Below are 25,801 nucleotides of genomic sequence, written 5' to 3'. Positions count from 1 at the left end.
CGATCCATTCGACGCTCCGACGACGGGGCGGACCGGCGTGACGGCGTTGGAAGGCCCGACGGAGGGCGATGGGGACAACGGACGGATCGGGTCCATGACAGATGTCCTTTCGGTTCAAGCACGAAGCATGAACCTCAAGACATCGCGATTCCCGTGAGCGGAGTCTTAAGAGCTGGCGGCTCTCCCCTACCGACGTGGGATACCGTCGATAGTCCGTTGAGAGGGTCCGAACAATTTGAGCGAATGTTCCCTCTGGTAGAAAAAGGGGCGGCCCTCGTGACCGCCCCCTGTCGTCCTTACTCGGCCGCCTCGACGTAGAGCTTGCCGCCCTCGGCCAAGAATTCCTCAGATTTCGCCGCCATGCCGGCCTTGCGCTCCTCTTCCGAGAGAGGCTTGGCCTCGCCGAGCACGATACCGGCCTCCTCCATGGCGAGCACGTCGGCGCGCAGATCCTGCGTGATCTTCATCGAGCAGAATTTCGGGCCGCACATGGAGCAGAAATGGGCGACCTTGTGGGCGTCCTTCGGCAGGGTCTCGTCGTGGAAGCTGCGCGCCGTGTCCGGATCCAGCGAGAGGTTGAACTGATCCTCCCAGCGGAAGTCGAACCGGGCGCGGGACAACGCATCGTCGCGCAGCTGCGCGGCGGGGTGCCCCTTGGCGAGGTCGGCGGCGTGAGCGGCGATCTTGTAGGTGATGACACCGGTCTTCACGTCGTCGCGGTTCGGCAGGCCGAGATGCTCCTTCGGCGTGACGTAGCAGAGCATGGCGCAGCCGAACCAGCCGATCATGGCCGCGCCGATGCCCGACGTAATGTGGTCGTAGCCAGGCGCGATGTCGGTCGTCAGCGGGCCGAGGGTGTAGAACGGCGCCTCGCCGCATTCGCGCAGCTGCTTCTCCATGTTGACCTTGATCTTGTGCATCGGCACGTGGCCGGGGCCCTCGATCATGGTCTGGCAGCCCTTCTCCCAGGCGATCTGCGTGAGTTCGCCCAGGGTCTCCAACTCGGCGAATTGGGCGGCATCGTTGGCATCGGCGATCGAACCGGGGCGCAGACCATCGCCCAGCGAGAACGAGACGTCGTAGGCCCGCATGATGTCGCAGATCTCGTCGAACCGCTCGTAGAGGAACGATTCGCGGTGCCCGGCGAGGCACCAGCGCGCCATGATCGAGCCACCCCGCGAGACGATGCCGGTGGTGCGACGCGCCGTGAGCGGAACGTGGGCGAGGCGCACGCCCGCATGGATCGTGAAATAGTCGATGCCCTGCTCGGCCTGCTCGATGAGCGTGTCCTTGAAGACTTCCCAGTCGAGCTTGAGCGGGTCGCCGCCGACCTTCTCCAGCGCCTGGTAGATCGGCACCGTGCCGATCGGCACCGGGGAGTTGCGCACGATCCAGGAGCGGATGTTGTGGATGTTGCGGCCGGTCGAAAGATCCATGACCGTATCCGCACCCCAGCGGATCGACCAGACCAGCTTCTCGACCTCTTCCGCCGCCGACGAGGTCACGGCGGAGTTGCCGATATTGGCGTTGATCTTCACCAGGAAGTTGCGGCCGATCACCATCGGCTCGAGTTCGAGGTGGTTGATGTTGGCCGGGATGATGGCACGACCCCGGGCCACCTCCTCGCGCACGAATTCGGGGGTGATGAAGGGCGGGATCGCGGCGCCGAAATTCTGCCCGTCCGCGAGGGCGGCCTGGGCCTGATCCAGCATCTGGGCGCGGCAGGCATTCTCCCGGTGGGCGACGTAGATCATCTCCTCGGTGATGATGCCGGCTTTGGCGAACTCGTACTGCGTCACGAGCTGACCCGGCGCCGCCTTGCGGATCGTCCGCTCGGCCGGGCACGGGGCGACGAGCTTATCGGCGGAGGCGAAACCGTTGTCCTCGGGCTTCACCTCGCGGGGCTTCACCGCCGCGTAGCCGCGCTTGGCGATCCAGGGTTCGCGCGCCGTCGGGAGGCCTTTCTCAAGATCGATGGCGGCATCCGTTTCGGTGTAGGGGCCGGACGGGTCGTAGACCCGCACCGGCGCCTCCTTCGGATCGGACAGGCCGATCTCGCGATAGGGCACCCGGATATCGGGATGGCCGGGGACAGCGTCATAGACCTTGCGCGAGCCCTGGACCGGTCCGGTCGTCACGCTGGCGGGAGTGCCTTGGGGAAAATCTTTGGGACGGACGGGTGCGTTCATCGCTGTCGCTCCTGGCGTGGGAGGCGACCCGTGGTCCCGACGATGGTGCGGAAGGCCGACGCCTCTCGCGCCGGCCACAGGTTCCCGTCCCTCCGCCGGTACGAGCCGGATCAGGTTCAAGGGTCAGGGCGTCGCGCCCACTCTCAGCCCCGTACAGGGCCCCCCTCGGAACGATTCCAACCTCTTCCGCCGCGCCATCCTTGTCAATCCGTGCCGTGAAACGGACGAATCGGAGTGTTCGGTTTTACCGGTGGCTTTCCGGTGAAGGGGCGCCTCGCCCGAACCTTGCCGGTTTGCCGCGTATCCAGAAGAAGCGCCTCACCCAAAACTCACCAATCCGAGCAGGAACGCCCGCAGACGCGCCGCAATCGCCCCGCAGATGTGGATGGGCGCGGGTCCTGGGGTGGTGCCCGGCCGCGCCATCCGCGACACAGACACTCGATGAGCACGGTTGTCCCCTTCCGCAAACTGAAACCCGCCACGCATCGCCGCGCTGCCAGCGATGCCGCTGCCGTGGCCAGCGATTTGTTGGAGTTGCTGGATCAACTCGAAAGTCTGGTGGAGCGGGCGGCGGCCATGAATCGCCCGCAGATCGAGGTCGAGCGGAGCGTTCAGCACCTTCTCGACGCGATCAGCGCCGTCGAGCGGGCCTCGGATACGATCGGGGAAGGCAGCGAACCCGAGACCGCCTGAGGAGGCTCAGGCTCCGGCAGCGAGAACGCTGGTGATGATCGTGCCGTAATGGCACGCGGTCGCGGCGAGCACGAAGCCGTGCCAGATCGCATTCTGAAACGGCAATCCGCGCCACACGTGGAAGACGACGCCGACCGAATACAGCAGACCGCCGGCAGCGAGCAGCCAGAACGCCGAAGGCGTCAGGCCCGAGATGACCGATTCGTAGGCGAGGACGCCGCTCCAGCCGAGCATCAGGTAGAGTACGATCGAGACGCGGTCCCAGCGGCCCGGCATCAGGATCTTGATGGCGATGCCAGCGAGCGCCACCGTCCACACCAGGGCCAGGAGACTCCAGGCGACCGGCCCCGAGCCGACCAGGGCGACGACCGGCGTGTAGGTGCCGGCGATCATCAGATAGATGAAGGCGTGATCGAAGCGGCGCAGAATCCATTTGCGCGGCGAGACGGGCCACATGTTGTAGGCCGCCGACGCGCCGAGCATCGCCACCATTGCGGTCGCGTAGACAAGGAGAGAGGCCCGCTCCAACCAACCGAGATGCGTGAGCGCCGCTGTCACAATCAGACAAACCGCGCCGAGAACTCCGAGAACGACTCCCGCCACATGGACGGCACCATCCGCCCGCATCTCACTGGGCGTGTAGTTCCACGTCAGAGCCACAGGCCGGCCGTCCTCAGCGAGAATCATCCTCTGCTCCCGTACTGGTCGAACCTCAAGTCTTCAGCGTCACGAGTCGTTCCATCAGCGAACTACGCATTCCATCTTGTTCCACACCCTTCGTGAACAAACGACGACTACTCCCACCTTGTGCAATGCAAGAAGAGACGAAGTTCATGCTGCATTGCCGTTCGAGCGATGGGACAGAATCGACACGGTTCGCGACGCTTTCATGAACCGACCCCCGTCTCGCAGCAGGTTCCGGGCCAACGGCTGAAACCGGCGTCCGGATCAGGATCGGGACCGAAAGCCGCGGATCCGTCGCTGCCAGATGCCCGTCCGCGGGTCTGGCTCCCCTCGGTCGAGACGCTCGGCCCGTTCCAGCAGGTCGCGGGCGAGCCCGCGCGGATCGGGCACTTCCCAGGAGACCTCGAAGGCCCCGGGCTCGCGCAGGACCGTGCCGGGCGCATGGTAGTAGCGGCCCTGCGTGCCGTTGAGCCCGTCGAGCAGGGGGAAATTGGCATTGAGCGCGGGCTGCCAGTTGAGGCCGACGAGGCGCCGGCCCGGTGCCGCGAAGACCGAACCGTGGAAAGCCGAGCCGACCGTGCCGAGCAGGACCCGCCGGCTCGACATCAGGCGGATCTGCGCCCCGAAATCGAGGGTCTCCGGGGTGACGATCTCGACGCCGTGCCGATCGAGTTCGTCGGCGATCTCGATTTCGTTGACCAAGCGCGTGACGCCCGACGTGAGCCGCGTCTTGGCGAGATAGACCGGGCGTGACACGGAATCGGCTTCCGACGCCGCCCAGAAGCCCTCCCCGACCATGCGGCAGAGATCGCCATAGACCGTGTGAACGCGCGTCTGCTCATGGAGCGCCGGATCGGGGACCAGCACGTCGGAGAGACGCACCGGCCGGTCGAAGGTCACGAGATCGTCGAGACGATATCCGAGGCGTTCCAGAATGCGTTTGAGGAAGGGCGCCCGATGCCAGCTTCCGGGCTCGGCATGGCAGAGCAGCTTGGGCCGGGGCCCCGTCCAGCCCACGAGCGGCCAGAGATGCGGCAGGGTATTGACGACGAAATGCCCGTAATGGAGCGCCAGCAGGCCGATGAAGAGGAGCGGACCGGTCTCGACCTGGTCCGGTTCCGTCAGGCTCTCCCCAGCGACGGGAGCGCGCCCGGCGCCGAGACAGCGCCCATCGCGGCCGAACAGGCCCCAGGGACCGTCGGTGCGCACGGGATGAAAATCGACGCGGCCGTAGCGCCGGAGGCGGGGCAGCGCCTCGACTCGCTCGCAGGTGCCCCACAGGGTTCGGCAGGGCTGGAGCCGACCCCGCGCCGGCCGCGCCACCGGTTATCGTCCGGCGAGGGCTTCGAAGCCGATCGGCACGGTCGGCCGGTACACGATCGGTGCCGCGCCGAGGCCGAGGCTGAGCCGGGCATGGACCGTCGCCATCACGAGGACCGCCATGGCGAAGACCTGATGGGCCAGACCGGCCCAGAGCGGAACCTGCAGCAGGAGAGTGACGATCCCGAGGCCCATCTGCGCCGTCGCCAGAGCGGCGACGCCGACGGCGCGTCCCGCGGCGGCGCCCGCCGAACGGCGAACGGCATCCACCGCGTGAATCACCGCCACCAGCACGACGAGGTAGGCGAAGAGGCGGTGATTGAACTGGACCAGGGTCAGGTTGTCGACGAAGTTCTCGATCCAGGGCACCTGCGAGAACAGCGTCTGCGCCGAGGGGACGAACACGCCATCCATGTCCGGCCACGTGTTGTGGATCAGCCCCGCCTTCGACCCCGCCACGAGCCCGCCGAGCCAGATCTGCATCAGAACGAGGGCGGGCATCAGGCAGGCCAACGCACGCACGGGGCCGGGCGCCGGGCTGAGCCCACCGGACCGCGTGCCGGCGGCGAGCCAGACGAGGCCGGTCAGGATCAGGCTGGCCGTCGTGAGATGCAGCGCGAGCTTGAGCGGCGCCACTGCGGTCATGCCCGGCTGAAGGCCCGAGGCGACCATGATCCAGCCGATCGCCCCCTGAAGCCCCCCGAGCAATCCCAGTCCGAGCAGGCCGAGAAGCAGGCGCCGCGAGAGAAAGCCGCGGGCCCAGAAGAACAGGAACGGCAGGAAGAACACCAAGCCGACGATGCGCCCGAGCAGACGGTGGCCCCATTCCCACCAGTAGAGCGTCTTGAAGTCGGACAGCGGGATGCCCTGGTTGAGGATGCGGAATTGCGGCGTGTCCTGATACTTGCCGAATTCCACCGCCCAGTCCGCGTCGCTGAGGGGCGGGATCACGCCGGTCACGGGCCGCCACTCGGTGATCGACAGGCCCGAACCGGTCATCCGGGTCGCGCCGCCGATGGCCACCATGGCGACCACCAGGGCCGCCAGCAGATAGAGCCAGGCCCGCACGGCACGCTGGCCGGGGCGCGCCGTTGCCGGCACGGCATCGAGATCGGTCGAGGCTCTGGACAATCGCATGATCAATCGGGCGGTTACGTGCCGGAACGGCCGGGCGTCCCGTGCCTTACGGGAAGCGATGGGCGGGGCGCAACGCGGCGGATGAGCAGCGCCGGGTTTGACGCAGCCGGATCGGTCACCCGGATCGACCGAAGGCGGCCGTGACGCAGCGCCCCGGCGTTGCGGCCCGAGACCAGGGCCGGTACGACCGGACGCGTTCCCAACGAGACGGTAACCCGATCCCATGCGCCGGCGCACGCGCACCTTCCTCGGCACCTTCGGCATTCTGGCCTTCGTGATCGTCTACGCGCCGCTCGCCATGGCGCTGGCCGACAGCCGGATCTCGGAGTCGCATCCGGCGATCCAGACGATCGCCTACTGCATCCTCGGCATCGCCTGGATCTTTCCGCTCATGCCGCTGATCCGCTGGATGGAACGCCCCGATCGGTGATGGCTGACTTCGAAGGCGCATCCGGGCAAGCCGTGAACTGAGACACCGGCGCGGTCGCGACGCCCATAGCAGATCCCGCCCGATGGGAGCGACAGCGCCGCATTCCGGCCAGGACGGCGCCGCTCGCAGCCTTGGTCCGACCCCTCATCGCCGGAAATGCCGCGAAGCGCGCGACGGGACCGCAGGACGCTCCTTTTTTCGCCGCACTCCGCAGCGAGAAAGCCCGACGTCTGCCACGCCTAAGCTTTTCCGCCGCCTCACCCAGGGTCGCCTGTCGCCTCATGCGCCACCCGTTCCGCTCCGCGCTCCTCTTGTCCGGCCTGCTGTCCGCCGGCTCCCTGCTGGCCTCTGCCGGCCCGGTCGCGGCGCAGGGCGCGCCTCGCTCCATGGCGGAATGCGAGCGCCTGAAGAACGATCTGGCCTACAATCAATGCTTGGCGATGTTCGGCCCGCCCGCCCGCAATGTCGGGGGTGGCGACGGGGGCGCCGCGAGCGCACCCGCTCCGGTCGCCGCCACGGCGACGATCCCCGGCATTCCGGCGGTCGAGGAGCCCGAGATGCAGGAGGGCCGGCGCGGCCGTCGCAGCCGCTACAGCCGCCGCTCCGGCCGGGTCAGCGCCGCCTTCGCGATCGCGACCGCCGATGACGGCACCGGGGTGGCGGACAGCGCGGAAGCGCCGCGTTCGCGCCACAGGCGGCGGCGGCGATAGGCCATTCGGGCCAAAAACCGCGCTTCTCCTCGGTGCAGCCCTTGACAATTAAAGCTTGGCTGTTTCGGTGTCGCGTCGGGCCGCAGGTCATGGGAAGTCCGGGATCATGACGATCGATCATGGGAACGCCGCGCGCGGTGCCGTCGGCGGGATCGCTGCGTTCGAGCCGCAAAGGCCGTTTCTCAGCCGCCGCTCCTTCCTGGCCGGCTCCGCCGCCGGTCTCGGCGCGCTGGGATTGGGCGGCTGCGTGACGTCCGACGGCGCGTTGATGGCCGAGGCGGCGACGATCTACGGTCCGATGCCGGACGAGAAGTTTCCGATCCCGGCGGTCGACTACAGGAAGGTCAATCCGAAATACTATCGTCGAACGGTCGCCTACGCGTCCAAGGAGGCAGCGGGCACCATCGTCGTCGATCCGAGCCAGTACTACGTCTACCGCATCGAGGGTGACGGCACCGCCACCCGCTACGGCGCCAATGTCGGCCGCGACGGGTTCCTGTGGAGCGGCGACGCCTATGTCGGCCGCAAGTCCGAATGGGCGACTTGGACCCCGCCCAAGGAAATGATCAAGCGCCAGCCCGAAGCGGCGAAATACGCCCGCGGCATGCCGGGCGGCCTGGACAATCCGCTGGGCGCCCGAACCCTGCATCTCTACCAGAACGGCGCCTATACGCTCTACACGATCTACGCGAGCAGCGACCCCGAATCGATCGGCTCCGGCATTACCAGCGGCTGCGTCGGTCTGCTGAGCCAGGACATGATCCACCTGTATGCGCGCACGCCTGTGAAGACGAAGGTGGTGGTGCTGCCGGCCTGACCGGCGATCGAGCGGCCTTCCGGCCCGACGCCCGCACCCGGGTTGATCCATGTCCCGAACAGGGCGAGGGCGGGCCGTCCTTGCGTCACGCCACGTTGAGACGTCTTCCCCGGTTCCAGGCCAGGAACGGCACGCCCGACAGCAGGCTTGCCAGCGCCGCATCCGTCTGATGCAGCCCGTTCACCGAGACCCGCGGGAGGGCGTGGAGATGCTCCCCGTGACCGGCGAAGAGATGTCCCGGCCGCGTCGTCACCGCCGTCACGAAACCGAGGCCGCGGGCGAGCGCGAAATCCCGCGAGCCGGCGGATGTCGGATCGCCCACGGGATAGGACAGGTGGCGGACGGGACGGCCGGTCTCTCCCTCGATCCGAGCGCGGCTCTCGGCCATCTCCCGGGATGCGGTCACGGCGTCGTGCTTGGCGAGCATCGGATGCGTCAGCGTGTGCGCGCCCAGCGTGACGGCGGGATCGCGGGCGAGCGCCCGGATCTCGTCCCAGGTCAGACAGAGCTCGCCGGCCACCGCGCCGGGCGCGAAACCCGCTCGGTGGCATAGGACCGCGATCTCGGCGCGGAGAACCTCCTCCGGTTCCGCCCGGAGTGCCCGATAGGCGGCCTCGAAGGCGGCGCTCTTCTCGGCCGCATTCCGGGCCGGACAGTCGAGCCCGGTCGCCAGCGTGATGCGCTCGAGGCGAGCGACGGCGCGCTCCAGTTCGATCCACCACAGCCGGCCCCGCCCCTCGGCGAAGTCGCTCGTGACGAACAGGGTCCACGGCGCGCCGTGCCGCCTCAGCACCGGCTGCGCATGGAGGACATTGTCGCGATAGCCGTCGTCGAAGGTCAGCACGGCGAAGGGGCGGCGCGGCGCGGGATCGGCGAGGCGTCCGGGGACTTCATCGAGGCCGACGACCTCGAAGCCGCGCCGCGCGAGATGGGTCAGCGTCCGGTCGAGGAAGGCCGGAGTGATCGCGAGGAGCGCGTTCGGCGCGAAGGGTCCGGGCGGTTCGGGCCGAACATGGTGAAACGTGAGAATGATGCCGCGCCCGCGGGCGAGCGGTGCGAGCCAGCGGTCGGCGCCCAGGGCGGCGATCGTGGCGAACCCGGCGCGGAACAGGCGGTGGCGTGACATCGTCATAGCCGGCAAATGCGGAGGTCAGGGGCGCAACCTAGACCCCGGGCCGACAAGCATTCGTTACCCATCGCCGGAGTTCGCCGCACGCCGTCAACGGGCTTTTGAGGGAATCCGACGACGCTTGGCCGGACATCGGATCGGCGCATGGCCGAACGGGTGCATCCGGGATCATACCGCCATGACGGCACTCGCCGAGAATCTGGGTCGGATCGCTCTCGATGGGGTCGCGCCGCGGGGAAGCCTCGTCGCCGAGATGGCCCATGATCTCGCGAGCGTCGAGACGACGTGGCGGGCGCTCGAATCCGATTCGGCGGCGCTGATGACACCCTATCAGCGTTTCGACTGGGTCGCGGCCTACGCGACAGCCGAGGTCGAGGCTGGCTCTGAGCTTCTCGTTCTGATCCTGAAGGACGAGGCGGCGCGACCGCGTTTGCTGATCCCGCTCGCGGTCGAGCGTGTCGGTCCGTTGCGGATTGCCCGCGTGGTCGGCGACCGACACGCCAATTTCCATATGCCGCTCTTCGCCTCCCGCGAGGCCGCCGCCTTGCGACCGGAGCAGCTGGCCGAAGCGCTGGTACAGGCCGGGCGGAAGGCCGGTATCGATGCCTTCCGCTTCGCCAATCAGCCCCGCTTCTGGGACGGCGTGCCGAACCCCCTCAGCGATCGCGGACTTCCGGCGCCGAGCGACGCCTATGGCCTCCTGCTCGGGCCCGACGCGGAAGCAACCCTTCGGCGCGTCTTCAGCGGGGATGCCCGCAAGAAGGTGAGAGCGAAGGAGCGCAAACTCGTCGAGGCGCTGGGTCCGGTGCGTCACCGGATCGCCGCGACCTCCGCAGAGGCGGCCGCGATCCAATCGGCCTTCTACGCGCAGAAGGCGTCGCGCTTCGCCGCGCTCGGCATCGCCGATCCCTATGCCGATCCGGCGGTTCGCCGCTTCATCGCCTCCGCCACGGCGCCGGGCTCGGAAGGACGCGGCCCGGCCATCGAAGTGCACAGCCTCGAGACCGAGAACGGCCGCGTGCTGGCGACCTTCGGCGGGGCCGTCGACGGCAACCGCTTCTGCGGGATGTGGACCTCGTTCGATACCGACTCCGAACTCGGGCGCTTCAGCCCCGGCGAGATCCTGCTCCACCGCCTGATCGGGGACCAGTCCGCCCGCGGCCGGAGAGCCCTCGATCTCGGCGTCGGCGAAGCGAGCTACAAGGCCAAGACCTGCGACGAGACGATCGAACTCGTCGAGTCCCTCATGCCGGTCAGTGCCGGCGGTCATCTCTTCGCCACGGCGGCCGGTGCATTGGTGCGCCTGAAGCACCGGATCAAACACTCGCCGCGCCTCTTCGCCGTGGCGAACAGAGTGCGGCGCCTGCGGCGGCGCCGCGTGCCGTCTCAGGCGGAGAGCCGAAGCGGGGTTTCCTGAAGCGTCGCGCCCGGCATCTCCCGCCGCAGCGCGGCTTCGCGATCCTGGGCCACCAACACTTGGGGGGCGCCGGTCTCGCAGGCGAGCTGGTAGAGGGTCACGAGCTTGGGATCGTCCGCGGCCTCGTTGGAGGCGATGACGATCGCATCGGCGCAGGGGCCGCAGGCGGAGAGGAAATCGTTCGCTTCGGAGCCCGAGGCATCCAGGCGGCACAGCACCCAGTCGTAGCTCTGCGCCATGGCGTTGAGGGCGATCGCGAGAGCCTGCGGCTCCTCCAGCAGCACCTCGCGCTCGGTCAAGCCGCGCTGGACCCGATGCAGCCGCGAGCCGCGAACGGGTTGGATCACGTCGGGGAAGGCAGCCTCGCCGGCCACGAGATCGCTCAGGCCAGCGCCAACCAGCCCTCCCGCCGTACCGTTGATATCGACGAGCAGGGTTCGGGCGCGCGGGCTCAGGGTCCGGGCGAGATCGGCGGCCAAGCCCGACGGCTCCCGATCACTCGCCGTCTCGACCACGAGAATGCAGGCACCCTCCCCGGCTTTGCCCAGACCGAGTCGGGCGATCAACCGGTCGAGATCGATCGAGCCGGCCGGGCGCGGCGCCGAATAGGGACCGATCGGACCCGTCGCCTGGGCGCCACCGAAGAACGGTTGCTGGATCGTCGCGGTCGCCCGCAGGGAATTGGCGAAGGCGAGTGCCGGGGCGAACCGCTCCGCGGCGGAAGCCGGCATCGACGCGGCTTCGGGAGCGCGGCGGCGGGGGCCGGGCGGCTCGGGGAAATGGTCCGGCGGCAGACTGCCATCGGTCTCCTCGGCTTCGTACCGGTCGAAGCGCGGGGCGGGCGGGTTCTTGAGCAGGTGCCGGCCGATGACGGCGGCCGAGGACAAGAGGAAGGCGAGCAGCGTCGCGAAGGCGACGATCGGCACCTTTTTGGGGAAGGAGGGCAACTCCGGTTCGACAGCGCGGGACACGACGCGGGCATCGGCCGGGGTCGCGCTCTCGGCATCGCGCGCGGCGGCCTCGCGATAGCGGGAGAGATAGGATTCGAGCTGCTCGCGCTGCGACTTCGCCTCGCGTTCGAGCGCCCGCAACTGGACTTCGCTGGTATTGCCCTTAGCGACCACGTCCTGCTGTCCGTCGACCGCAGCCTGCAGGCTCTCGACCCGCGCGCCCGCGATCTTGGCATCGTTCTCCAGCGTGCGCACGACGCGGTCGGCGGCCGCCTTGATCTGGCCTTCGAGGTCCTGAAGCTGCGCGGTCAATTCCTTGATCCGAGGATGGGCCGGCAGCAGGGTCCGCGACTCGAGGGCCAACTGCGCGCGCAGGGTGATGCGGCTCTCGACGGTACGCCGGATCAGCTCGTTGTTGGCGACGTCGGGGATCTCGAAGGCACGACCGTCCTTGATCATGTCCTTGAGGAGCTTGGCGCGGGCGGTCAGGTCGGCCTTGATGGTGCGCGCCTGCGTGAGCTGGCTCGACAGTTCGGAGAGCTGCTGCGAAGAGAGCGGCTGGCTCGCCGACGAGCCGGTCCCGATCAGGCCGTTGCGGGCGCGGAAGGATTCGACCTTGGCCTCGGCCTCAGCCACCCGCGCCCGCAGGGTCTCGATGTTGTTGCCGAGCCAGGTCGAGGCGTAGCGCGCCGTGTCGACGGAGGCGGCAGCGAGCGAGGCGAGGTAGAGATCGGCGACCGTGTTGGCGCCGCGAGCGGCGAGTTCGGGATCGCGCGATTTGAACTCGATGGCGAGAATGCGCGACTTCCCGACCGGATAGACCAGCAGGCGCTCGAGGAAGTTGTCGAGCACCCGATCCTCGGGCGACCGCTCCATCGGCGAGGGGGCGATCCCGAGCACCATCAGGACTCTCTGGATTGGGGAGATCCCCGCAGCCTGCGGATCGAATTCGGGATTGCCGACGAGCTTGAGTCCGCGAATCGCCTGCCGGGCGAGATCGCGCGACATCGCCACCTGCACTTGGCTCGCCACCGCCTGCTCGTCGATCGGCTGCACCTGCTCGCCGCGCTCCGCCGCCGTGCGGGCGAAGGCGGGGTCACGGCTCTCCAGGAGCACCTTGGCCTCGCCGGTGTAGCGCGGCGTGACGGTCTGGACGAAGATTCCGGATCCGAGGGCGACGACGAGCGTCGGAACGGCGATCCAGGCCCAGGATCGGCCGAGAACGGAGAACATCTGCGACACCGACAGCCCCTCCCCGGCGGCGTATGGCGCCGCTGTCGCGGTGGCGGGATCGGTCGACGGCCTAAGGCGCGGCATGTGCAGTCTTCACACAGAGCAGGACCGGGACCGAGGCAATCGACCCGTCGGCCAACAATAGAACCTGTTAAGGTTGCGCGCAGGTTAATGACGCGTCGACATCATCCGGCCCGTCAGGGTTCATTAACTATGACGGCTTAAGCGCAAGAGAGGGATTCACCATAACGGCGATGACGATGCATCGGCGCGCATTTCTTCTCGCTCTTCCGACCGTGCTGACGCTCGGCGGCTGCCTGCGTCCAGAGTTTCGAACGGCCGATCTCGATGCCACCGGGACCGGATCGATCAGCAGCCGCTACATCCTGGCGGCGGGCGATAAGCTGAGGGTCATCGTGTTCGGTCAGGACAACCTGTCCAACATCTATGCTGTCGATGGTGCCGGGCGGATCGCCATGCCGCTGATCGGCACCGTCCAGGTCGGTGGGCACAGCACGGCCCAGGCCGCACGCCTGATCGAGGGGAAGCTTGCCTCGGGCTACGTGCGCGAGCCGCACGTCACGGTCGAGGTCGATGCCTATCGGCCGTTCTACATCCTCGGCGAGGTCACGACCTCGGGCCAGTATCCCTACGTCAACGGCATGACCGTGGAATCCGCGGTGGCGATCGCGGCGGGCTTCGGGCCCCGTGCCGCTCGCGACTACGCGGTGCTGACACGGGATGGCCCAGGCGGGCTCATCAACGGAATCGTCCCGATGTCCTATCCGGTTCGGCCGGGTGATACCATCGTGATCAAAGAGCGGTTCTTCTGAGAGCGTGTTCGTCAACACGTTTGAACGCGCGGATCCTCAAAGGCGCTCACGCATCGTCGTAGCCTGAGTAAGAACCGTCATGACGTTCGGGGTCAAATCGAGTGAGATTGACGATTTCTTGATACCCGCGCGTCCGATCACTGAATTGTGACGTTCAAAGAAAGTCATGATCGGCCTGGGCAGGAGCCGGCATTGTTCACCGAAGCCTAACCCAATTGCCGAAAAGCGCCCGGCCAGCCGCCCTCCACGGCTGATAAAGAGCTTTGCCCGGATTCCTTTAACCCGCCGCTGACTGCTCGCGCCCAATCTTCGTGGAGTTCGGCACCCGTATCGGGTTCGCCCCGCGGAGATTCACCACCGTGGTCGCCTCACTCGCCGCCGGCATCACGCCGTCTCGTCCGGTGTCCGAATCACCGGTCATCGCGTTGCCCAGCTCACCCCACAAGGGTGAGTGCCTGCGCATCCTCCACGTCTTTCGGGCACCCGTGGGCGGCCTGTTCCGGCATGTGCTCGACCTCGTTCGGATCCAGGCGGCGTCGGGTCATCAGGTCGGCATCGTTTGCGACGCCAATACCGGCGGCGAGCGTGCCGCTCGGGCTCTCGCAGAGCTCGCGCCCCATCTCGCGCTCGGCTGCGTCCGCCTTCCGATGCAGCGGAACCCGCATCCGTCCGACCTGTCCGTCCTGCTCGGCGTGCGCGAACGCGTACGGACGACCGGCGCCACGATTCTCCACGGCCATGGTGCCAAGGGTGGCGTGTTCGCGCGCCTCTGTCCCGTGCCGGGTGCCAGCCCGATCCGAGCCTATACGCCCCATGGCGGCAGCTACAATTACCGGCCGGGCAGCGCCCTGCATCGCGTTTACATGAGTATCGAGCGGTTGCTCGCCCGGGCGACCGACGTGTTCCTGTTCGAGAGCGAGTTCGTCGCCACGCGGCATCGGACCTATGCGGGCGGGACCGTGCGCCTCGGGCGCATCGTCCATAACGGCATTGCCGAATCGGAATTCGAGCCCGTCGGCACCGTCGCGGCGGCCTTCGACCTCGTTTATGTGGGCGAGCTGCGCGAGGCGAAAGGCCTGCCGTTCCTGTTCCGAGCGCTCTCGCGCTTGCGCAAGGAAGGCCGCCCCCTCAGCCTTCTGATGGTCGGGTCCGGCCCCGACACCGAGAGCCTGACGGCTCTGGCCGATGAACTCGGCATCCGCGACGCCATCGCCTTCGAGCCGCCGCAGCCGATCCGGCCCGTGCTGGGTCGCGGGCGGGTCATGGTCATCCCCTCCCTCGCAGAATCCCTTCCCTACGTGGTGCTGGAAGCGGCTGCCGCCTGTCAGCCAATGGTGGCCACGAATGTCGGCGGCATCCCGGAGATCTTCGGTGCGTTCTCCGGAAACCTCGTGCCGCCGCGGGACGTGAACGCCCTCAGCACGGCCATCGCCCGGATTCTGGACGAGCCTGCGGATGTGCGGGACGGCCGTGCCAAGGCGCTGAGTGATTCGATCCGCGCGCGCTTCTCCATGAACCGCATGGGCGCCGATGTGCTCTCCGGCTACGCCGCCGCCCTGCAGAATCGCCCTTCCGACCGGGCCGTGGCCATCACGGGCACCGCTCGCACCTGACGACATTCGGGGAGCCAGTTCCGGCTCCCGTTCGAGACATCAGCCCAGGGCCGCAGGCCCGTTTCAAGTCACAAGTGGAAGCTCGCCATGAGTGCGATCGACGTCCGCGACCTGCTGAAGGCGGCCGGGCAACCCGGCGCCGCGACCCCGGTGCCGCAGCCCTTGCCGCTGCACGACGCGGCGCATGGCCCGTCCCGCGGAGGCCAGACGGAAGAGGCGCCGGCCGCGATGAATGCAGCGCCCTCAAGCCCCTTTCTGTCGGCGGTGGTGCTGACCGGCAGCGTGCGCCTCGCCGAATTCGGCGGACTGGTGCTGATCGGCTTCGCCCTGCACGCGGCCCTCCTCTACGGCAAGGTGCCGCTCGCCCCGCGCTATCCGGCGGCGATCCTGGCGGTGGCGTTCGCGGCGATCGGCCTGTTCCAGGCCTCGGGCTGCTACCGGATCAGTGCCTTCCGCACCCTGCCGAAAACCGCCCTCAAGCTCGTCACCGGCTGGTCCATCGCCTTCCTGATGGTGACCGCGGCGATGATGCTCGCCAAGGTATCCGATCATTACTCGCGCATCTGGCTGCTCAGCTACTTCGCGACCGGCTTCGCCGCGCTGATGGGTTCACGGACGGCCCTCGCGACCTTCGTGCGGATCCAGGTGGCGCGGGGGCGGTTCGACCGTCGCACCGCCATCGTCGGTGGCGGCAAAGTCGCCGAGGAATTGATCGGCGCACTCCATGCGGCCGGCGCCGACAGCGGCATCCGCATCGTCGGCGTGTTCGATGATCGCGGCGACGAGCGCGCCAGCAATGATGTGGCTGGATACCCGAAACTCGGGAATGTCAGCGACCTCGTCGCCTTCGCCCGCCGCAACCGGATCGACCTCGTGCTGTTCACCCTGCCGATTTCGGCCGAGGCGCGCATCCTTCAGATGCTGGCCAAGCTCTCGGTGCTGCCCGTCGACATCCGCCTCTCGGCCCATGCCACCAAGCTGCGTCTGCGCCCACGCGCCTATTCCTATCTCGGCGACGTTCCCGTGCTCGACGTGTTCGACAAGCCGCTGGCCGATTGGGACGTCATCACCAAGAACCTGTTCGACCGCTTCGTGGGCTTCGGCCTGCTGCTGGCCCTGGCCCCGGTGATGCTTGGTGTGGCGCTCGCGGTGAAGCTCAGCTCATCCGGCCCGGTGCTGTTCCGGCAGAAGCGCTACGGCTTCAACAACGAGCTGATCGAGGTGTTCAAGTTCCGCTCGATGTATGTCGACCAGTGCGACGCGGGTGCCTCTCGTCTCGTCACCAAGACCGATGCACGGGTCACCCCAGTCGGGCGCTTCATCCGCAAGACGTCGCTCGACGAATTGCCTCAGCTCTTCAACGTGATCCGCGGCGACCTTTCCCTCGTCGGCCCGCGGCCGCATGCCCTGCAGGCGAAGGCTGCCAACACGCTCTACGATCAGGTGGTGGACGGCTACTTCGCGCGCCACAAGGTCAAGCCCGGCATCACCGGCTGGGCGCAGATCAACGGCTGGCGCGGTGAGACCGACACCAGCGAGAAGATCCAGCGCCGCGTCGAGCACGATCTCCACTACATCGAGAACTGGTCGATCCTGTTCGATCTGAAGATCCTCGTCACAACGCCGATGGCCCTCCTGTTCAAGACCGACGGCGCGTATTGAGGCGGTGGTGCCGCCACGAAGAAGGCCCGGAACCTTGCGGTTCCGGGCCTTCTTCGTGTCAGCGTGGGGCAGCGCGGATTACGGCAGCGCGCCCGCCGCTTCCTTCACCTTGGTCATGGTGTTCTGACACTCGGTCTCCTTGCCGGCCTTGTCCTGTTCCTTGGCCGTCGCCAGGAGCTTGCGCGCCTCCTCGACGCCGGCCTTGCTCGGCTGCGTCGACGGATCGGACGGCTTGCCCTCCGGGGGCTTGTCGAGAGCCTTGGGCGAGTTCGAGCTGGTGGGGCCACCCGGCGGCTCCTTGCCGGTGACCATCTCGGCCCCGGCGCTGTTCAGCCGCCGCTCGACCGTGGAGATGTCGTCCTTGCAGCTGACGGCGAAGGCGGGGCCAGCCGCGACAAGGACGGCGAGTGCGGCGGGAAGGCCGAGGGCAATGCGCATGGTGGGACTGTCTCCGGGATCTCATGGCCGGAGCGTCCGCTGCCAGCCGGGTGCCCAGAAAGCCGCCAAGCCGTGCCGAAGTTTCATCCCTGCGACGCTACGCCCGCCCGCGACACGGACGAGCCCGCCCCCAGAGACGAGCCGGCACGGATAAAAAAAAGGCGCGGACCCTTCGGCCCGCGCCCTTTATCGCAACAGGACGTATCAGCGCATCAGCGCGACGAGCGCCGAACCGGCCGGGCCCGACAGTTCACGGGCGTCGATGGTGCCATCATTGTCCGGATCGGCAGCCTTGAACTGAGCGGCGACGGCCGCCAGCCATTCCTTCTTATCGATGGTGCCGTCGCTGTCCGGATCGAACTGCTTCAGGTCCGCCTCGGTCATGCGGCCCTTGAGCTCCTTGGCATCGAGGGTGCCGTCCTTATCCGGATCGAGCTTGTCGAAGGCGGCCGATGCGGCGGCCTGGGCTTCCTTGAGATCGATGGTGCCGTCCTTGTCCGGATCGAAGGCGGCGACGTCGACTTTGGTCATGGAGGGGGCGGCGAGGGCCGGCGCGGCGCTGAGGGCGAGCGCGAGGAAGGCGGCGTGGGAAAGGCGAAATGCCATGTGGGATGCGTCTCCTGTTCGGATGTCCGCCACATGGGCGGACGGTTCGGCAAAGGGGCTGGCTCCGGCAGGGCACGCAGTCCGCGCGCCCGCCGTTCTGGCCGGCATGCTTGCGTAACCTGCCCGGGATAATTTGGCAATCGATCGAGGCAGGTTTCGCACGAAAACGTGCGCGGATCGCATCGGTTGCATTTACTTGGGAACAGCCAGCAACGTGGACGACACTGCGTTGAAAGCAAACAAGCGCGGCGCCGGATGACCCGGCGCCGCGCTTGTTGTGAACGTCTCCGATGGCCTGGAACCGCCGCAGCGGTCCCAGGAAGCCTGCCGGCCTCAGCCCTTGCGGACCAGAGGCTCCACCACCGGGGCCGGGGGCGGCGGGGCGAACAGGATGCGAAGGCCGCCGAAAGCTGCCACCGGCGCGCCGGGCGCGAGGCTGCGGTTGTTCGAGGCGTTCGGGACCGCGATGATCGGCACTTCGTCCACCGGCGAGAAGGTGCCGAAGGTGGCGTAGCGGCGGTTGAACGCGTTCTCGACGTAGCCGTAGATCTCGATGTTCTCGCTCACGCGATAGCTCGTGTTGAACCCGAACACCGCGTAATCGCCCGTGGTCTTGTTCTGGTTGCTCGGATCGCCGACCAGGAACTTGCCTGTGGCGAAGCGGGCGAGCGCGCCGATCCGCCATTCCGGGGTGACCTGATACTGGACGCCGACCTTGACCTGATGCGGCGCGACGCCGGGCAGGCGGTTGCCCGGACGAACCAGAACCGTGCCGCTCTCGTCGCCGCCCGCGCTGTTGGCCGGGTTGCCCGGCGCGGCGAGCTCGACCGGAGTCTGGAAGGTCGCATCGACATAGGCATAGTCGATGAAGGCCGACCAGTTCGGCGCGTTGTAGTACAGGCTCGCCTCGACGCCCTGCCGCTTGGTCGAACCGACATTGCGGAAATAGGCGCGGCCGATCGTGTCGAGGGCCGGCACGAACAGGATGTCGTCGGCGTTGCGGGTCGAGAAGAAGCCCGCCTTGTAGGAGAGGATGCCGCCGAACACGCTGTCGGGTTCCGGGATGCGGCCACGGACACCGGCCTCGACCGTGCGGGCCTTGACCTGCTTGAGCGGCGGATCACCCACGAAGAAGTTGGTGAGCGAGCACGGCGCCAGCGGGTCGGCGCAGGAAAGCTCCGCCGGGGTCGGAGCGCGGTTGGCCTCCGAGTATCCACCATAGGCGCTGAGATAGTCCGGAATGATCTTGTAGGCCGCGCCAACGCCGGGGTTGAAGCGCTGGTAGTAGTGATCGCCGTTGAGGGCGGTGCCGATCTGATCCTTCAGGACGATATGGGCCATGTTGAACCGGCCCTGCAGGGTCAGGGTCAGCCGGTCGGTCAGGTCGGTGACGTTCGAGAAGTAGATGCCGCCATAATCGTTCGAGGAACGCACCGAGACCGGGGTGATGATGCCGTCGTCGCTGGAGACGACCGTACCGGGGGGCGAGAAGCCGCGATCGAGGGTCAGGCCGCCGATCGAGTTGTCGGCGCTGAAGCGGGTCCGTCCGCCGTCATAGGAGCCGCCGAGCACGAAGCGGTTCGGCAGGCCGAACAGGGTTTCACGCACGGTGGTCTGGACGGTCGCGCCGAAATTGTTCGTCCGCGTCCGGGTTTGGTTGAGGAAGGCGAAGGGGCCGCCCTCGTCGAAGCGATCGGCGAAGATCGGGTTGACGGCGCCGAAATCCGCGGTGCGGACGTTGCTGGACAGAACGCGGTTGCCGGTGCGGTCGCGCAGGAAGAACTGCTGATCGTCGGCCCCTTCCGAGCACAGGAAGCGCTCGTCGGCCTCGCAGTTCTCCACGTCGGCGGCGTCGCCGTTGGCGGTGCGCTGGCGGAACAGGCCGTAATAGGCGTTGCCCTGCACGGTGATGGTCGGGGTGATGTCGTAGGTGCCCGACAGCTGGAAGCGCAGGAAGTCGTTCTTCGTCTGGTCGGGATAGGTGAAGACGTCGTTGTACTTGGCCTGGAGCAGTTCGACCGGGGCCGTGCCGTTGCCGGTGAGGCTGTTGCTCGCGCCGATGACGTTGAAGTGGAACTCACCCTTCTCCGCCAGGACGCCGAGATCGGCGTAGATCTGGTTGAGCCGCGAGGGCGAATGCTTGCGCCAGCCCCGCTCGCCGAGCACGTTGCCGGCAACGTAGAGGCCGATATTGTCCACGCGCTGGCCGTGCTGGAACGCCACCGCGCCGCGGCCGAAGGATCCGCCGAGGACGTTGATCTCGCTGCCCTGGTAGGTGAAGCCGTTCTTGAGACTGACGGCAAGCGAGCCGCCCAGCGCGTTGAGACCGAAGGCCGGGTTGGACCCCTCCAACTCGATGCGGTCAACGGCGATATCCGGGATCAGGTCCCACTGCACGGTGTCGCCGAACGAGGTGTTGAAGCGCGCGCCGTTGACGTAGACGGCCACACCCTGCGGCGAGCCGCCGAGGGGCGAGGCTTCGAAGCCGCGATAGGTGATGGTCGGCTGGAAGGGGTTGCCCTGCGCGTTGTTGATGCTGATCGAGCCGATGCGCTCGTCCAGCGAACGAAGCACGCTCGGGAAGCCGACGCGGTTCACGTCCGCCGAGGTCAACACGTCGGTGTTGCGGGGCACCTTGTTGCGCTCGATTCCGTCGAGCACCGTCAACTCACGGTTGCCCGAGGCGGTCGGCGCGGTAACGACCCGGCGCGGCGAGGCGACCGGCGTATTCGACACGACACTGATTTCGTCCAGCGTGACAGCCTGCTGGCCCATCACCTGCCCCGGCAGCAGCGCAACCGATGCGATCAAGCTGCCGCGCAGCACTCGCAATGTCATTCCCCGAGCCCTTGTTATCTGGCGTTCATGGGCCCCCGATGACCCTTGATGCGACTGTCACCCGAGAAGCGTGGCCGCCACAATCGCGCCACAGCCCCTGTCGGGCCATTTATGAGGCAACGCTCAAGCTTCGTTTCCCGGCGTGCCTCTGAAGCAACATTTTTCCGATGCTCGAACAAGCACTTACGGATAAAAAGGAAGGAAAATTCGGGAACATTTGGCAAGGCTTCACGCAGTCGATCGCGCGGACAACCGTTGGTCGGGACTCCCAGCAGCCACTCGAATCATGAGGGCGGCCCAATCGACGAATTGGACCATCGCGGCTGGCATCACCCTCTCGGGCCGATTACCTCTCCGACCCTGCGTTCTACCCGCGAGAATCCGATGTCCGACCTACCTCTCCGTTTCCAAAGCGTCGAAGCGCTGCGTGCCCAGGTCGCGACCTGGCGGCGGGCCGGGGAGCGTATCGTGCTGGTGCCGACCATGGGAGCGCTCCATGCAGGACATCTCGCCCTCGTGGCCCATGCCCGGGCGATCGGTCAGCGGGTCGTGGTCAGCATCTTCGTCAACCCGACCCAGTTCGGGCCGAATGAGGATTTCTCACGCTACCCTCGCGACACCGAGGCGGACCTCGCCCTACTGGCGGGCGCGGGCGCCGATGCGGCGTGGCTGCCCTCCGTCGAGACCATGTATCCGGCGGGATTTTCCACGCGGATCGAGCCCGGACCGGCGGCGGAAGGCCTGTGCGGCACCTTCCGTCCGGGACATTTCTCCGGTGTCTCGACGGTGGTGACGAAGCTTCTCAACCAAGTCGGACCGGATGTGGCCCTGTTCGGCGAGAAGGATTTTCAGCAATTGCAGGTGATCCGCTCGGTCGTGCGCGACCTCGATATGCCGGTCACCATCGAGGGGGTGCCGACCCTGCGCGAGGCGGACGGGCTCGCCCTCTCCTCTCGCAACCGCTATCTCGCCCCCACCGAGCGGGCGATCGCGCCGCGCCTCCACGCGGTGCTGTCCGAGATCGCCGAGCGGCTCGCGACAGGCGCAAAGGCGGGCCCTCTGGTGGCCGAGGGCATGGCGTCGCTGGAGGCGGCAGGCTTCGGACCGGTGCAGTATCTGGAAGTGCGCGATGCGGACACGCTCGCCCCGGTCGCGCAGGTCGAGCGGGAGGCCCGGGTGATCGCCGCGGCCTATCTCGGCGGGACCCGCCTCATCGACAACGTGGCCGTGCTGCCGGGCTGAGGCGCCCGGCAGTCTTGCGCCGAGGCCGGTCAGGCGGCCTTCAGCGGTCCCGTGCGCTCGTGGAAATCCGGCCCGTTCGTGGTCTTGGACACGAAACCGGCGCGGATGACGAAGTCGCCGAAATGTTCGCCAGGCTGGCGGTCCTTGGCATAGGCCGCGAACAGCGGATCGAGCACACCCCGAATCTCAGCCGCCGTCACGTCCTCCCGGTAGAGCTTGCTCAGGCGGGAGCCGTCGAAGGCGGCGCCGAGATAGAGGTGGTAGCGCTCGGGTCCGCGACCGACGAGGCCGATCTCGGCGATGAACGGTCGGGCGCAGCCGTTCGGACAACCGGTCGAGCGGATCGTGATCTCCTCGTCCTGCAGACCGTGGCTGGCGAGGCTCTCCTCCAACTCCGTGAGGAGATCGGGCAGGTAGCGCTCGCTCTCGGCGAGGGCGAGGCCGCAGGTCGGCAGCGCCACGCACGCCATGGAATTGCGCCGGAGCGCTCCGGCGCCCTTGGTCATGGCGTATTGATCGACCAGCGCCTCGATCTCGGCGCGTTTGCCGGCCGGCACGTTGGCAATGATGACGTTCTGATTGCCGGTCAGGCGGAAATCGCCCTCGTGAATCTCGGCGATGCGGCGCAGGCCCGTCAGAAATTGCGGCCCGCCCTCAACGTCCTTGATGCGGCCGGACGGCACGTAGAGCGTGAGGTGATGGCGACCATCGTCCCCCTCGACCCAGCCGTAGCGGTCGCCGTTGCCGTCGAACACGAAGGGTTTCGGGCTCCCAAGCTTCTTGCCGATGCGGTTCTCGACCTCCGCGCGGAATGCGTCCAGGCCGAAGCGCTCGATCGTGTACTTGAGCCGCGCGTTCTTGCGGTTCTTGCGGTTGCCCCAGTCGCGCTGGACGGTCATCACAGCCTCGGCGACCTTGAGGGCGTCTTGCGGCGCGCAGAAGCCCATCACGTCGGCGGTGCGGGGGAAGGTGTCGCTCTCGCCATGGGTCATGCCCATGCCGCCGCCCACGGTGACGTTCCAGCCTGTCACCTTGTTCTTCTTGTCGAGGATCGCGATGAAGCCGAGATCGTGAGCGAAGATGTCGACCTCGTTGGAGGGCGGCACCGCCACGACGGTCTTGAACTTCCGCGGCAGATAGGTCTTGCCGTAGACCGGCTCGAACTCCTCCTCGCCGCCGACGACGCGCTCGCCGTCGAGCCAGATCTCGCGCCACGCATTGGTCTTCGGCAGGAGCGAGTCGGAGATGTCCTTGGCGAGCTGGTAGGCGACCTTGTGCGCGCCGGCCTGGGCCGGATTGGTGGCGGCCATGACGTTGCGGTTGACGTCGCCGCAGGCCGCGATGGTGTCGAGCAGCACCGCGTCGATCGCCGCCATCGTCCGCTTGAGGTTCGACTTGATGACGCCGTGATACTGGAAGGTCTGCCGCGTCGTCGCCCGCAGGGTCCCATTGGCGTAGGTCGTCGCGATCTGGTCGAGCGCCAGCCACTGCTTCGGCGTCACGACGCCGCCGGCGATCCGCAGGCGGATCATGAAGCTGAACGCCTTCTCCAGCTTCTTCTTGGTGCGCTCCGCCCGGATATCCCGGTCGTCCTGCATGTACATGCCGTGGAACTTGACGAGTTGGCCGTCGTCCTCGGAGATCGCGCCGGTCGCGTGCTTGAGCAGCCCATCGGCGAGCCCGCCGCGCAGGTAGCCGCTGGCAATCTTCAGATGCTCGTTATGGGCGAGCCCGGCCAGACGGGCCGCCTCGGCCTCGGTGATCGGGAGATCCGAGGGCGGCGCCTCGTAGCGGCGCGCGCCCGCACCGGGCGTCTCCAGCGCCGGGCCGTCAGGTGTATCGATCGGCTTGTGGTCGTCCATGGCGGTGATCCGATTCGAAGTCGTCAGACGCGGAGTGTTCCTCTCCCTCTGCGGGAGAGGACGGCCCCCGCTCCAGTGGGGGTTGGGAGAAGGAGGCGCCGGTTCCGGAATAGTCTCACCATTCCCGGCCGCGCCATTCGCAGCGTCGTCGCGCCACCCCTATCCCGTCCGATCCAGGGCCCCTCCCCCTTTGGAGGAGGGTTTCGTGATGTATCAGTAGACGTCCTGCTGGTAGCGCTTGGCCCGTTCCAGCGACGCGACATGCGCCTCGGCGTCGGAGGCGGAGAGCCCCTTCACCGTCTGGAAGGCCCGCACCACCGCGGCGTGGACGTCCTTGGCCATGTTCTTGGCATCGCCGCAGACGTAGAAATGGGCGCCGCCGTCGAGCCACGCCACCACTTCCGCGGCATGTGCGTCGATCCGGTCCTGCACGTAGATCTTCTCCGGCTGATCACGGGAGAAGGCCACGTCGATCTGAGTCAGCGAGCCGTCCTCCAGCGCGTCCTGCCATTCGAGCTGGTACAGGAAGTCGTGGGTGAAGTGGCGGTCGCCGAAGAACAGCCAGGAGCGGCCGGGCGCTTCCGTGGCGCGGCGCTCCTGCACGAAGGCGCGGAACGGTGCCACCCCGGTGCCGGGGCCGACCATGATGATGTCGGTGGCCGGGTCCGAAGGCAGGCGGAAATGCTTGTTGGGCTTCACCCGAACTCGCAGCTTGGCGCCGTTCTTGATCCGGTCGGCCACGTGCACGGAGGCGACGCCGGAGCGGGCGCGGCCGTGGGTCTCGTAGCGCACGGCGGCGATGGTGAGATGGACCTCATCGCCCACTTCCTTGCGGGAGGACGCGATGGAATAGGCCCGCGGCGGCAGCGGCCGGGTGACCGTGGTGAGATGATCCGCGGTCAGCGTCGCGGGAAACCGCTCCAGCAGGTCGATCAGGTGGCGGCCCTCGATCCAAGCCTTCACCTCGCCGCTGTCCACGAAGACCTGGGCGTCGGCATGCCCGGTGGCCTTGGCGAACCGCTCGACCGTGGTGGGCGACAGCGTGGTGATGTCGCGCTCGGCGAGCAGCGCCTTGCGCAGGGCCTCGTCGCCGGAAAGCCCGGTGGCCTTCAGAATCTCCTCGACCAGTTGCGGATCGTTCTCGGGGAAAATCTCGAGCGAGTCGCCCGGCTCGTAGGCCGGCGCCCCATCCTCGAATTCCAGGGCGAGGTGGATCGTCTCCTTGTCGGAGCGCGAGGAATTGAGGTTCACGTGGTCGATCACCTCGACCACCACCGGCTCGCGGCTGAGTTCCGCTTCCTCGTCCTCGCCGCCCGCGGCCCGGAAATCGACGGCGACGACATTGCCCGCCGGAGCTTCGGCCGGGGCGAGCGCCTTCAGCGCGCCCTTGATCCAATCGGCGGCGGGCTTCTCGAAATCGAGATCGAGATCGGCACGGTCATAGGCCCGCTTGGCACCGAGCGCCTCGAAGCGTGCGTCCAACGCCTTGCCGATGGCGCAGAACTCCGCGTAGCTCGTGTCACCGAGCGCCAACACGCCGAACTCGACGCCGTCGAGCCGCGGTGCACCGTCCCCCATCAGCTCGCCATAGGCCCGGACCGCGCGGGCCGGCGGCTCGCCTTCGCCCCAGGTCGCCGCGATGGCGACGAGCTTGCCGACCTTCGGCAGCGTGGCGAGATCGAGCTCGGCGAAATCGACCACCTTCGGCTTGAAGCCTTGCTTGCGCGCGAGCTTGCTCACGTCGCTGGCGAGCTTCTCAGAGTTGCCGGATTCGGACGCGAACAAGATGGTGAGCGGCTCGGCCGCCTTGGGCGGCGCGGCGGGCGCCGCAGCGGTCGCGGCGGCGGGCTGGCCCGCAGCCGCGTCCAGACCCGCGAGAAAGCCCGTGAGCCACGCCCGCTGGATCGGCGTCGCAGTCCCGAGCGCCGCATCGAGATGAGCCCGCTCCTGATCGCCGAAGGGGGCGGTGCGGGGGAGTAATGCTGTCTTGGACATCTT

General features: G+C 67.5%; 20 protein-coding genes and 1 riboswitch. Of the genes, 9 read left to right on the top strand and 11 right to left on the bottom strand.

The genetic code is table 11. The features are described from left to right. Positions 1–296 precede the first annotated feature (296 nt). The gene (gene thiC / locus OWC43_RS01595; RefSeq protein ID WP_393955450.1) at positions 297–2,189 is read right to left on the bottom strand and encodes a phosphomethylpyrimidine synthase ThiC; all 1,893 of its coding nucleotides are present in this window, start codon (positions 2,187–2,189) and stop codon (positions 297–299) included. 70 nt (positions 2,190–2,259) lie between these two features. Next, positions 2,260–2,365, bottom strand: a riboswitch (TPP riboswitch). 58 nt (positions 2,366–2,423) lie between these two features. Here thiC and OWC43_RS01590 point away from each other — a divergent pair. Continuing rightward, a complete protein-coding gene (locus tag OWC43_RS01590) occupies positions 2,424–2,882 on the top strand; it encodes a hypothetical protein (protein ID WP_393955449.1) in 459 nt (152 codons plus the stop codon). Positions 2,883–2,888: 6 nt separating this feature from the next. On the opposite strand, the gene OWC43_RS01585 is transcribed toward OWC43_RS01590, so the two are convergent. From OWC43_RS01585 to OWC43_RS01575, 3 genes are all read right to left on the bottom strand, one after another. Continuing rightward, positions 2,889–3,569 carry a hemolysin III family protein gene (locus OWC43_RS01585; RefSeq protein ID WP_137829596.1) on the bottom strand — a complete coding sequence of 227 codons (681 nt, stop codon included), beginning with the start codon at positions 3,567–3,569 and terminating at the stop codon, positions 2,889–2,891. 261 nt (positions 3,570–3,830) lie between these two features. After that, the gene (locus tag OWC43_RS01580) at positions 3,831–4,889 is read right to left on the bottom strand and encodes a glycosyltransferase family 61 protein (RefSeq protein WP_393955448.1); all 1,059 of its coding nucleotides are present in this window, start codon (positions 4,887–4,889) and stop codon (positions 3,831–3,833) included. A gap of 3 nt (positions 4,890–4,892) precedes the next feature. Continuing rightward, positions 4,893–6,023 carry a COX15/CtaA family protein gene (locus OWC43_RS01575; RefSeq protein WP_393955447.1) on the bottom strand — a complete coding sequence of 377 codons (1,131 nt, stop codon included), beginning with the start codon at positions 6,021–6,023 and terminating at the stop codon, positions 4,893–4,895. A gap of 223 nt (positions 6,024–6,246) precedes the next feature. Between OWC43_RS01575 and OWC43_RS01570 the strand changes: the two genes are divergently transcribed. The 3 genes from OWC43_RS01570 (at position 6,247) to OWC43_RS01560 (ending at position 7,980) form a co-directional block, all read left to right on the top strand. Then, the gene (locus tag OWC43_RS01570) at positions 6,247–6,453 is read left to right on the top strand and encodes a DUF2842 domain-containing protein (RefSeq protein ID WP_137829599.1); all 207 of its coding nucleotides are present in this window, start codon (positions 6,247–6,249) and stop codon (positions 6,451–6,453) included. A 281-nt stretch (positions 6,454–6,734) separates the two neighbouring features. Further along, the gene (locus OWC43_RS01565; protein WP_393955446.1) at positions 6,735–7,163 is read left to right on the top strand and encodes a hypothetical protein; all 429 of its coding nucleotides are present in this window, start codon (positions 6,735–6,737) and stop codon (positions 7,161–7,163) included. A gap of 106 nt (positions 7,164–7,269) precedes the next feature. Further along, entirely contained in the window at positions 7,270–7,980 is a 711-nt protein-coding gene (locus tag OWC43_RS01560; RefSeq protein ID WP_393955445.1) for a L,D-transpeptidase, read from the top strand. Positions 7,981–8,065: 85 nt separating this feature from the next. On the opposite strand, the gene OWC43_RS01555 is transcribed toward OWC43_RS01560, so the two are convergent. After that, the gene (locus OWC43_RS01555) at positions 8,066–9,112 is read right to left on the bottom strand and encodes a polysaccharide deacetylase family protein (protein ID WP_393955444.1); all 1,047 of its coding nucleotides are present in this window, start codon (positions 9,110–9,112) and stop codon (positions 8,066–8,068) included. A gap of 175 nt (positions 9,113–9,287) precedes the next feature. Between OWC43_RS01555 and OWC43_RS01550 the strand changes: the two genes are divergently transcribed. Then, positions 9,288–10,526 (top strand): GNAT family N-acetyltransferase, encoded by a 1,239-nt coding sequence (locus tag OWC43_RS01550; protein ID WP_393955443.1) that lies wholly within the window; start codon positions 9,288–9,290, stop codon positions 10,524–10,526. On the opposite strand, the gene OWC43_RS01545 is transcribed toward OWC43_RS01550, so the two are convergent. Beyond that, a complete protein-coding gene (locus tag OWC43_RS01545) occupies positions 10,496–12,793 on the bottom strand; it encodes a GumC family protein (RefSeq protein WP_393955442.1) in 2,298 nt (765 codons plus the stop codon). The two genes, OWC43_RS01550 and OWC43_RS01545, sit on opposite strands and share 31 nt — an antisense overlap. A gap of 170 nt (positions 12,794–12,963) precedes the next feature. Here OWC43_RS01545 and OWC43_RS01540 point away from each other — a divergent pair, with 170 nt between their 5' ends. The 3 genes from OWC43_RS01540 (at position 12,964) to OWC43_RS01530 (ending at position 16,817) form a co-directional block, all read left to right on the top strand. Continuing rightward, a complete protein-coding gene (locus tag OWC43_RS01540; RefSeq protein WP_137829604.1) occupies positions 12,964–13,542 on the top strand; it encodes a polysaccharide biosynthesis/export family protein in 579 nt (192 codons plus the stop codon). Between the two features lie 401 nt (positions 13,543–13,943). Continuing rightward, positions 13,944–15,155: a glycosyltransferase family 4 protein gene (locus OWC43_RS01535; RefSeq protein WP_393958466.1), complete on the top strand. Its 1,212-nt coding sequence runs from the start codon at positions 13,944–13,946 to the stop codon at positions 15,153–15,155. A gap of 87 nt (positions 15,156–15,242) precedes the next feature. After that, positions 15,243–16,817 carry an undecaprenyl-phosphate glucose phosphotransferase gene (locus OWC43_RS01530; protein ID WP_393955441.1) on the top strand — a complete coding sequence of 525 codons (1,575 nt, stop codon included), beginning with the start codon at positions 15,243–15,245 and terminating at the stop codon, positions 16,815–16,817. Positions 16,818–16,895: 78 nt separating this feature from the next. Here OWC43_RS01530 and OWC43_RS01525 read toward each other — a convergent pair whose 3' ends face one another. From OWC43_RS01525 to OWC43_RS01515, 3 genes are all read right to left on the bottom strand, one after another. Further along, positions 16,896–17,255: a hypothetical protein gene (locus OWC43_RS01525; RefSeq protein WP_137829607.1), complete on the bottom strand. Its 360-nt coding sequence runs from the start codon at positions 17,253–17,255 to the stop codon at positions 16,896–16,898. Positions 17,256–17,459: 204 nt separating this feature from the next. After that, positions 17,460–17,861, bottom strand: coding sequence for an EF-hand domain-containing protein (locus tag OWC43_RS01520; protein WP_137829608.1), 402 nt, complete (start codon positions 17,859–17,861; stop codon positions 17,460–17,462). Positions 17,862–18,194: 333 nt separating this feature from the next. Beyond that, complete coding sequence (locus OWC43_RS01515; RefSeq protein ID WP_137829665.1) at positions 18,195–20,693, bottom strand: TonB-dependent receptor; 2,499 nt, start codon at positions 20,691–20,693, stop codon at positions 18,195–18,197. Positions 20,694–21,083: 390 nt separating this feature from the next. Here OWC43_RS01515 and panC point away from each other — a divergent pair, with 390 nt between their 5' ends. After that, positions 21,084–21,941, top strand: a complete 858-nt coding sequence (gene panC / locus OWC43_RS01510; protein ID WP_393955440.1) for a pantoate--beta-alanine ligase — start codon at positions 21,084–21,086, stop codon at positions 21,939–21,941. 29 nt (positions 21,942–21,970) lie between these two features. Here the strand turns inward: panC and OWC43_RS01505 are convergent, their stop codons facing one another. Together OWC43_RS01505 and OWC43_RS01500 are read right to left on the bottom strand one after the other, a co-directional pair. Then, complete coding sequence (locus OWC43_RS01505) at positions 21,971–23,803, bottom strand: NADPH-dependent assimilatory sulfite reductase hemoprotein subunit (protein WP_393955439.1); 1,833 nt, start codon at positions 23,801–23,803, stop codon at positions 21,971–21,973. 213 nt (positions 23,804–24,016) lie between these two features. Next, positions 24,017–25,798 (bottom strand): sulfite reductase flavoprotein subunit alpha, encoded by a 1,782-nt coding sequence (locus OWC43_RS01500; protein ID WP_393955438.1) that lies wholly within the window; start codon positions 25,796–25,798, stop codon positions 24,017–24,019. Positions 25,799–25,801: the final 3 nt, after the last annotated feature.

Source organism: Methylorubrum sp. POS3 (genome assembly GCF_043352485.1).
GTDB classification, from domain to species: Bacteria; Pseudomonadota; Alphaproteobacteria; order Rhizobiales; family Beijerinckiaceae; genus Methylobacterium; species Methylobacterium suomiense.
Note: the sequence above shows the minus strand (reverse complement) of the source record. Positions and strands in the feature narration are given on the sequence as shown.

Bases quoted from the DNA above. Each gene is read 5' to 3' on its own strand.
- thiC (WP_393955450.1), bottom strand. From the start codon at position 2,189: ATGAACGCACCCGTCCGTCCCAAAGATTTTCCCCAAGGCACTCCCGCC.
- OWC43_RS01585 (WP_137829596.1), bottom strand. From the start codon at position 3,569: ATGATTCTCGCTGAGGACGGCCGGCCTGTGGCTCTGACGTGGAACTAC.
- OWC43_RS01575 (WP_393955447.1), bottom strand. From the start codon at position 6,023: ATGCGATTGTCCAGAGCCTCGACCGATCTCGATGCCGTGCCGGCAACG.
- OWC43_RS01570 (WP_137829599.1), top strand. From the start codon at position 6,247: ATGCGCCGGCGCACGCGCACCTTCCTCGGCACCTTCGGCATTCTGGCC.
- OWC43_RS01565 (WP_393955446.1), top strand. From the start codon at position 6,735: ATGCGCCACCCGTTCCGCTCCGCGCTCCTCTTGTCCGGCCTGCTGTCC.
- OWC43_RS01560 (WP_393955445.1), top strand. From the start codon at position 7,270: ATGACGATCGATCATGGGAACGCCGCGCGCGGTGCCGTCGGCGGGATC.
- OWC43_RS01555 (WP_393955444.1), bottom strand. From the start codon at position 9,112: ATGACGATGTCACGCCACCGCCTGTTCCGCGCCGGGTTCGCCACGATC.
- OWC43_RS01550 (WP_393955443.1), top strand. From the start codon at position 9,288: ATGACGGCACTCGCCGAGAATCTGGGTCGGATCGCTCTCGATGGGGTC.
- OWC43_RS01545 (WP_393955442.1), bottom strand. From the start codon at position 12,793: ATGCCGCGCCTTAGGCCGTCGACCGATCCCGCCACCGCGACAGCGGCG.
- OWC43_RS01540 (WP_137829604.1), top strand. From the start codon at position 12,964: ATGACGATGCATCGGCGCGCATTTCTTCTCGCTCTTCCGACCGTGCTG.
- OWC43_RS01530 (WP_393955441.1), top strand. From the start codon at position 15,243: ATGAGTGCGATCGACGTCCGCGACCTGCTGAAGGCGGCCGGGCAACCC.
- OWC43_RS01525 (WP_137829607.1), bottom strand. From the start codon at position 17,255: ATGCGCATTGCCCTCGGCCTTCCCGCCGCACTCGCCGTCCTTGTCGCG.
- OWC43_RS01520 (WP_137829608.1), bottom strand. From the start codon at position 17,861: ATGGCATTTCGCCTTTCCCACGCCGCCTTCCTCGCGCTCGCCCTCAGC.
- panC (WP_393955440.1), top strand. From the start codon at position 21,084: ATGTCCGACCTACCTCTCCGTTTCCAAAGCGTCGAAGCGCTGCGTGCC.
- OWC43_RS01505 (WP_393955439.1), bottom strand. From the start codon at position 23,803: ATGGACGACCACAAGCCGATCGATACACCTGACGGCCCGGCGCTGGAG.
- OWC43_RS01500 (WP_393955438.1), bottom strand. From the start codon at position 25,798: ATGTCCAAGACAGCATTACTCCCCCGCACCGCCCCCTTCGGCGATCAG.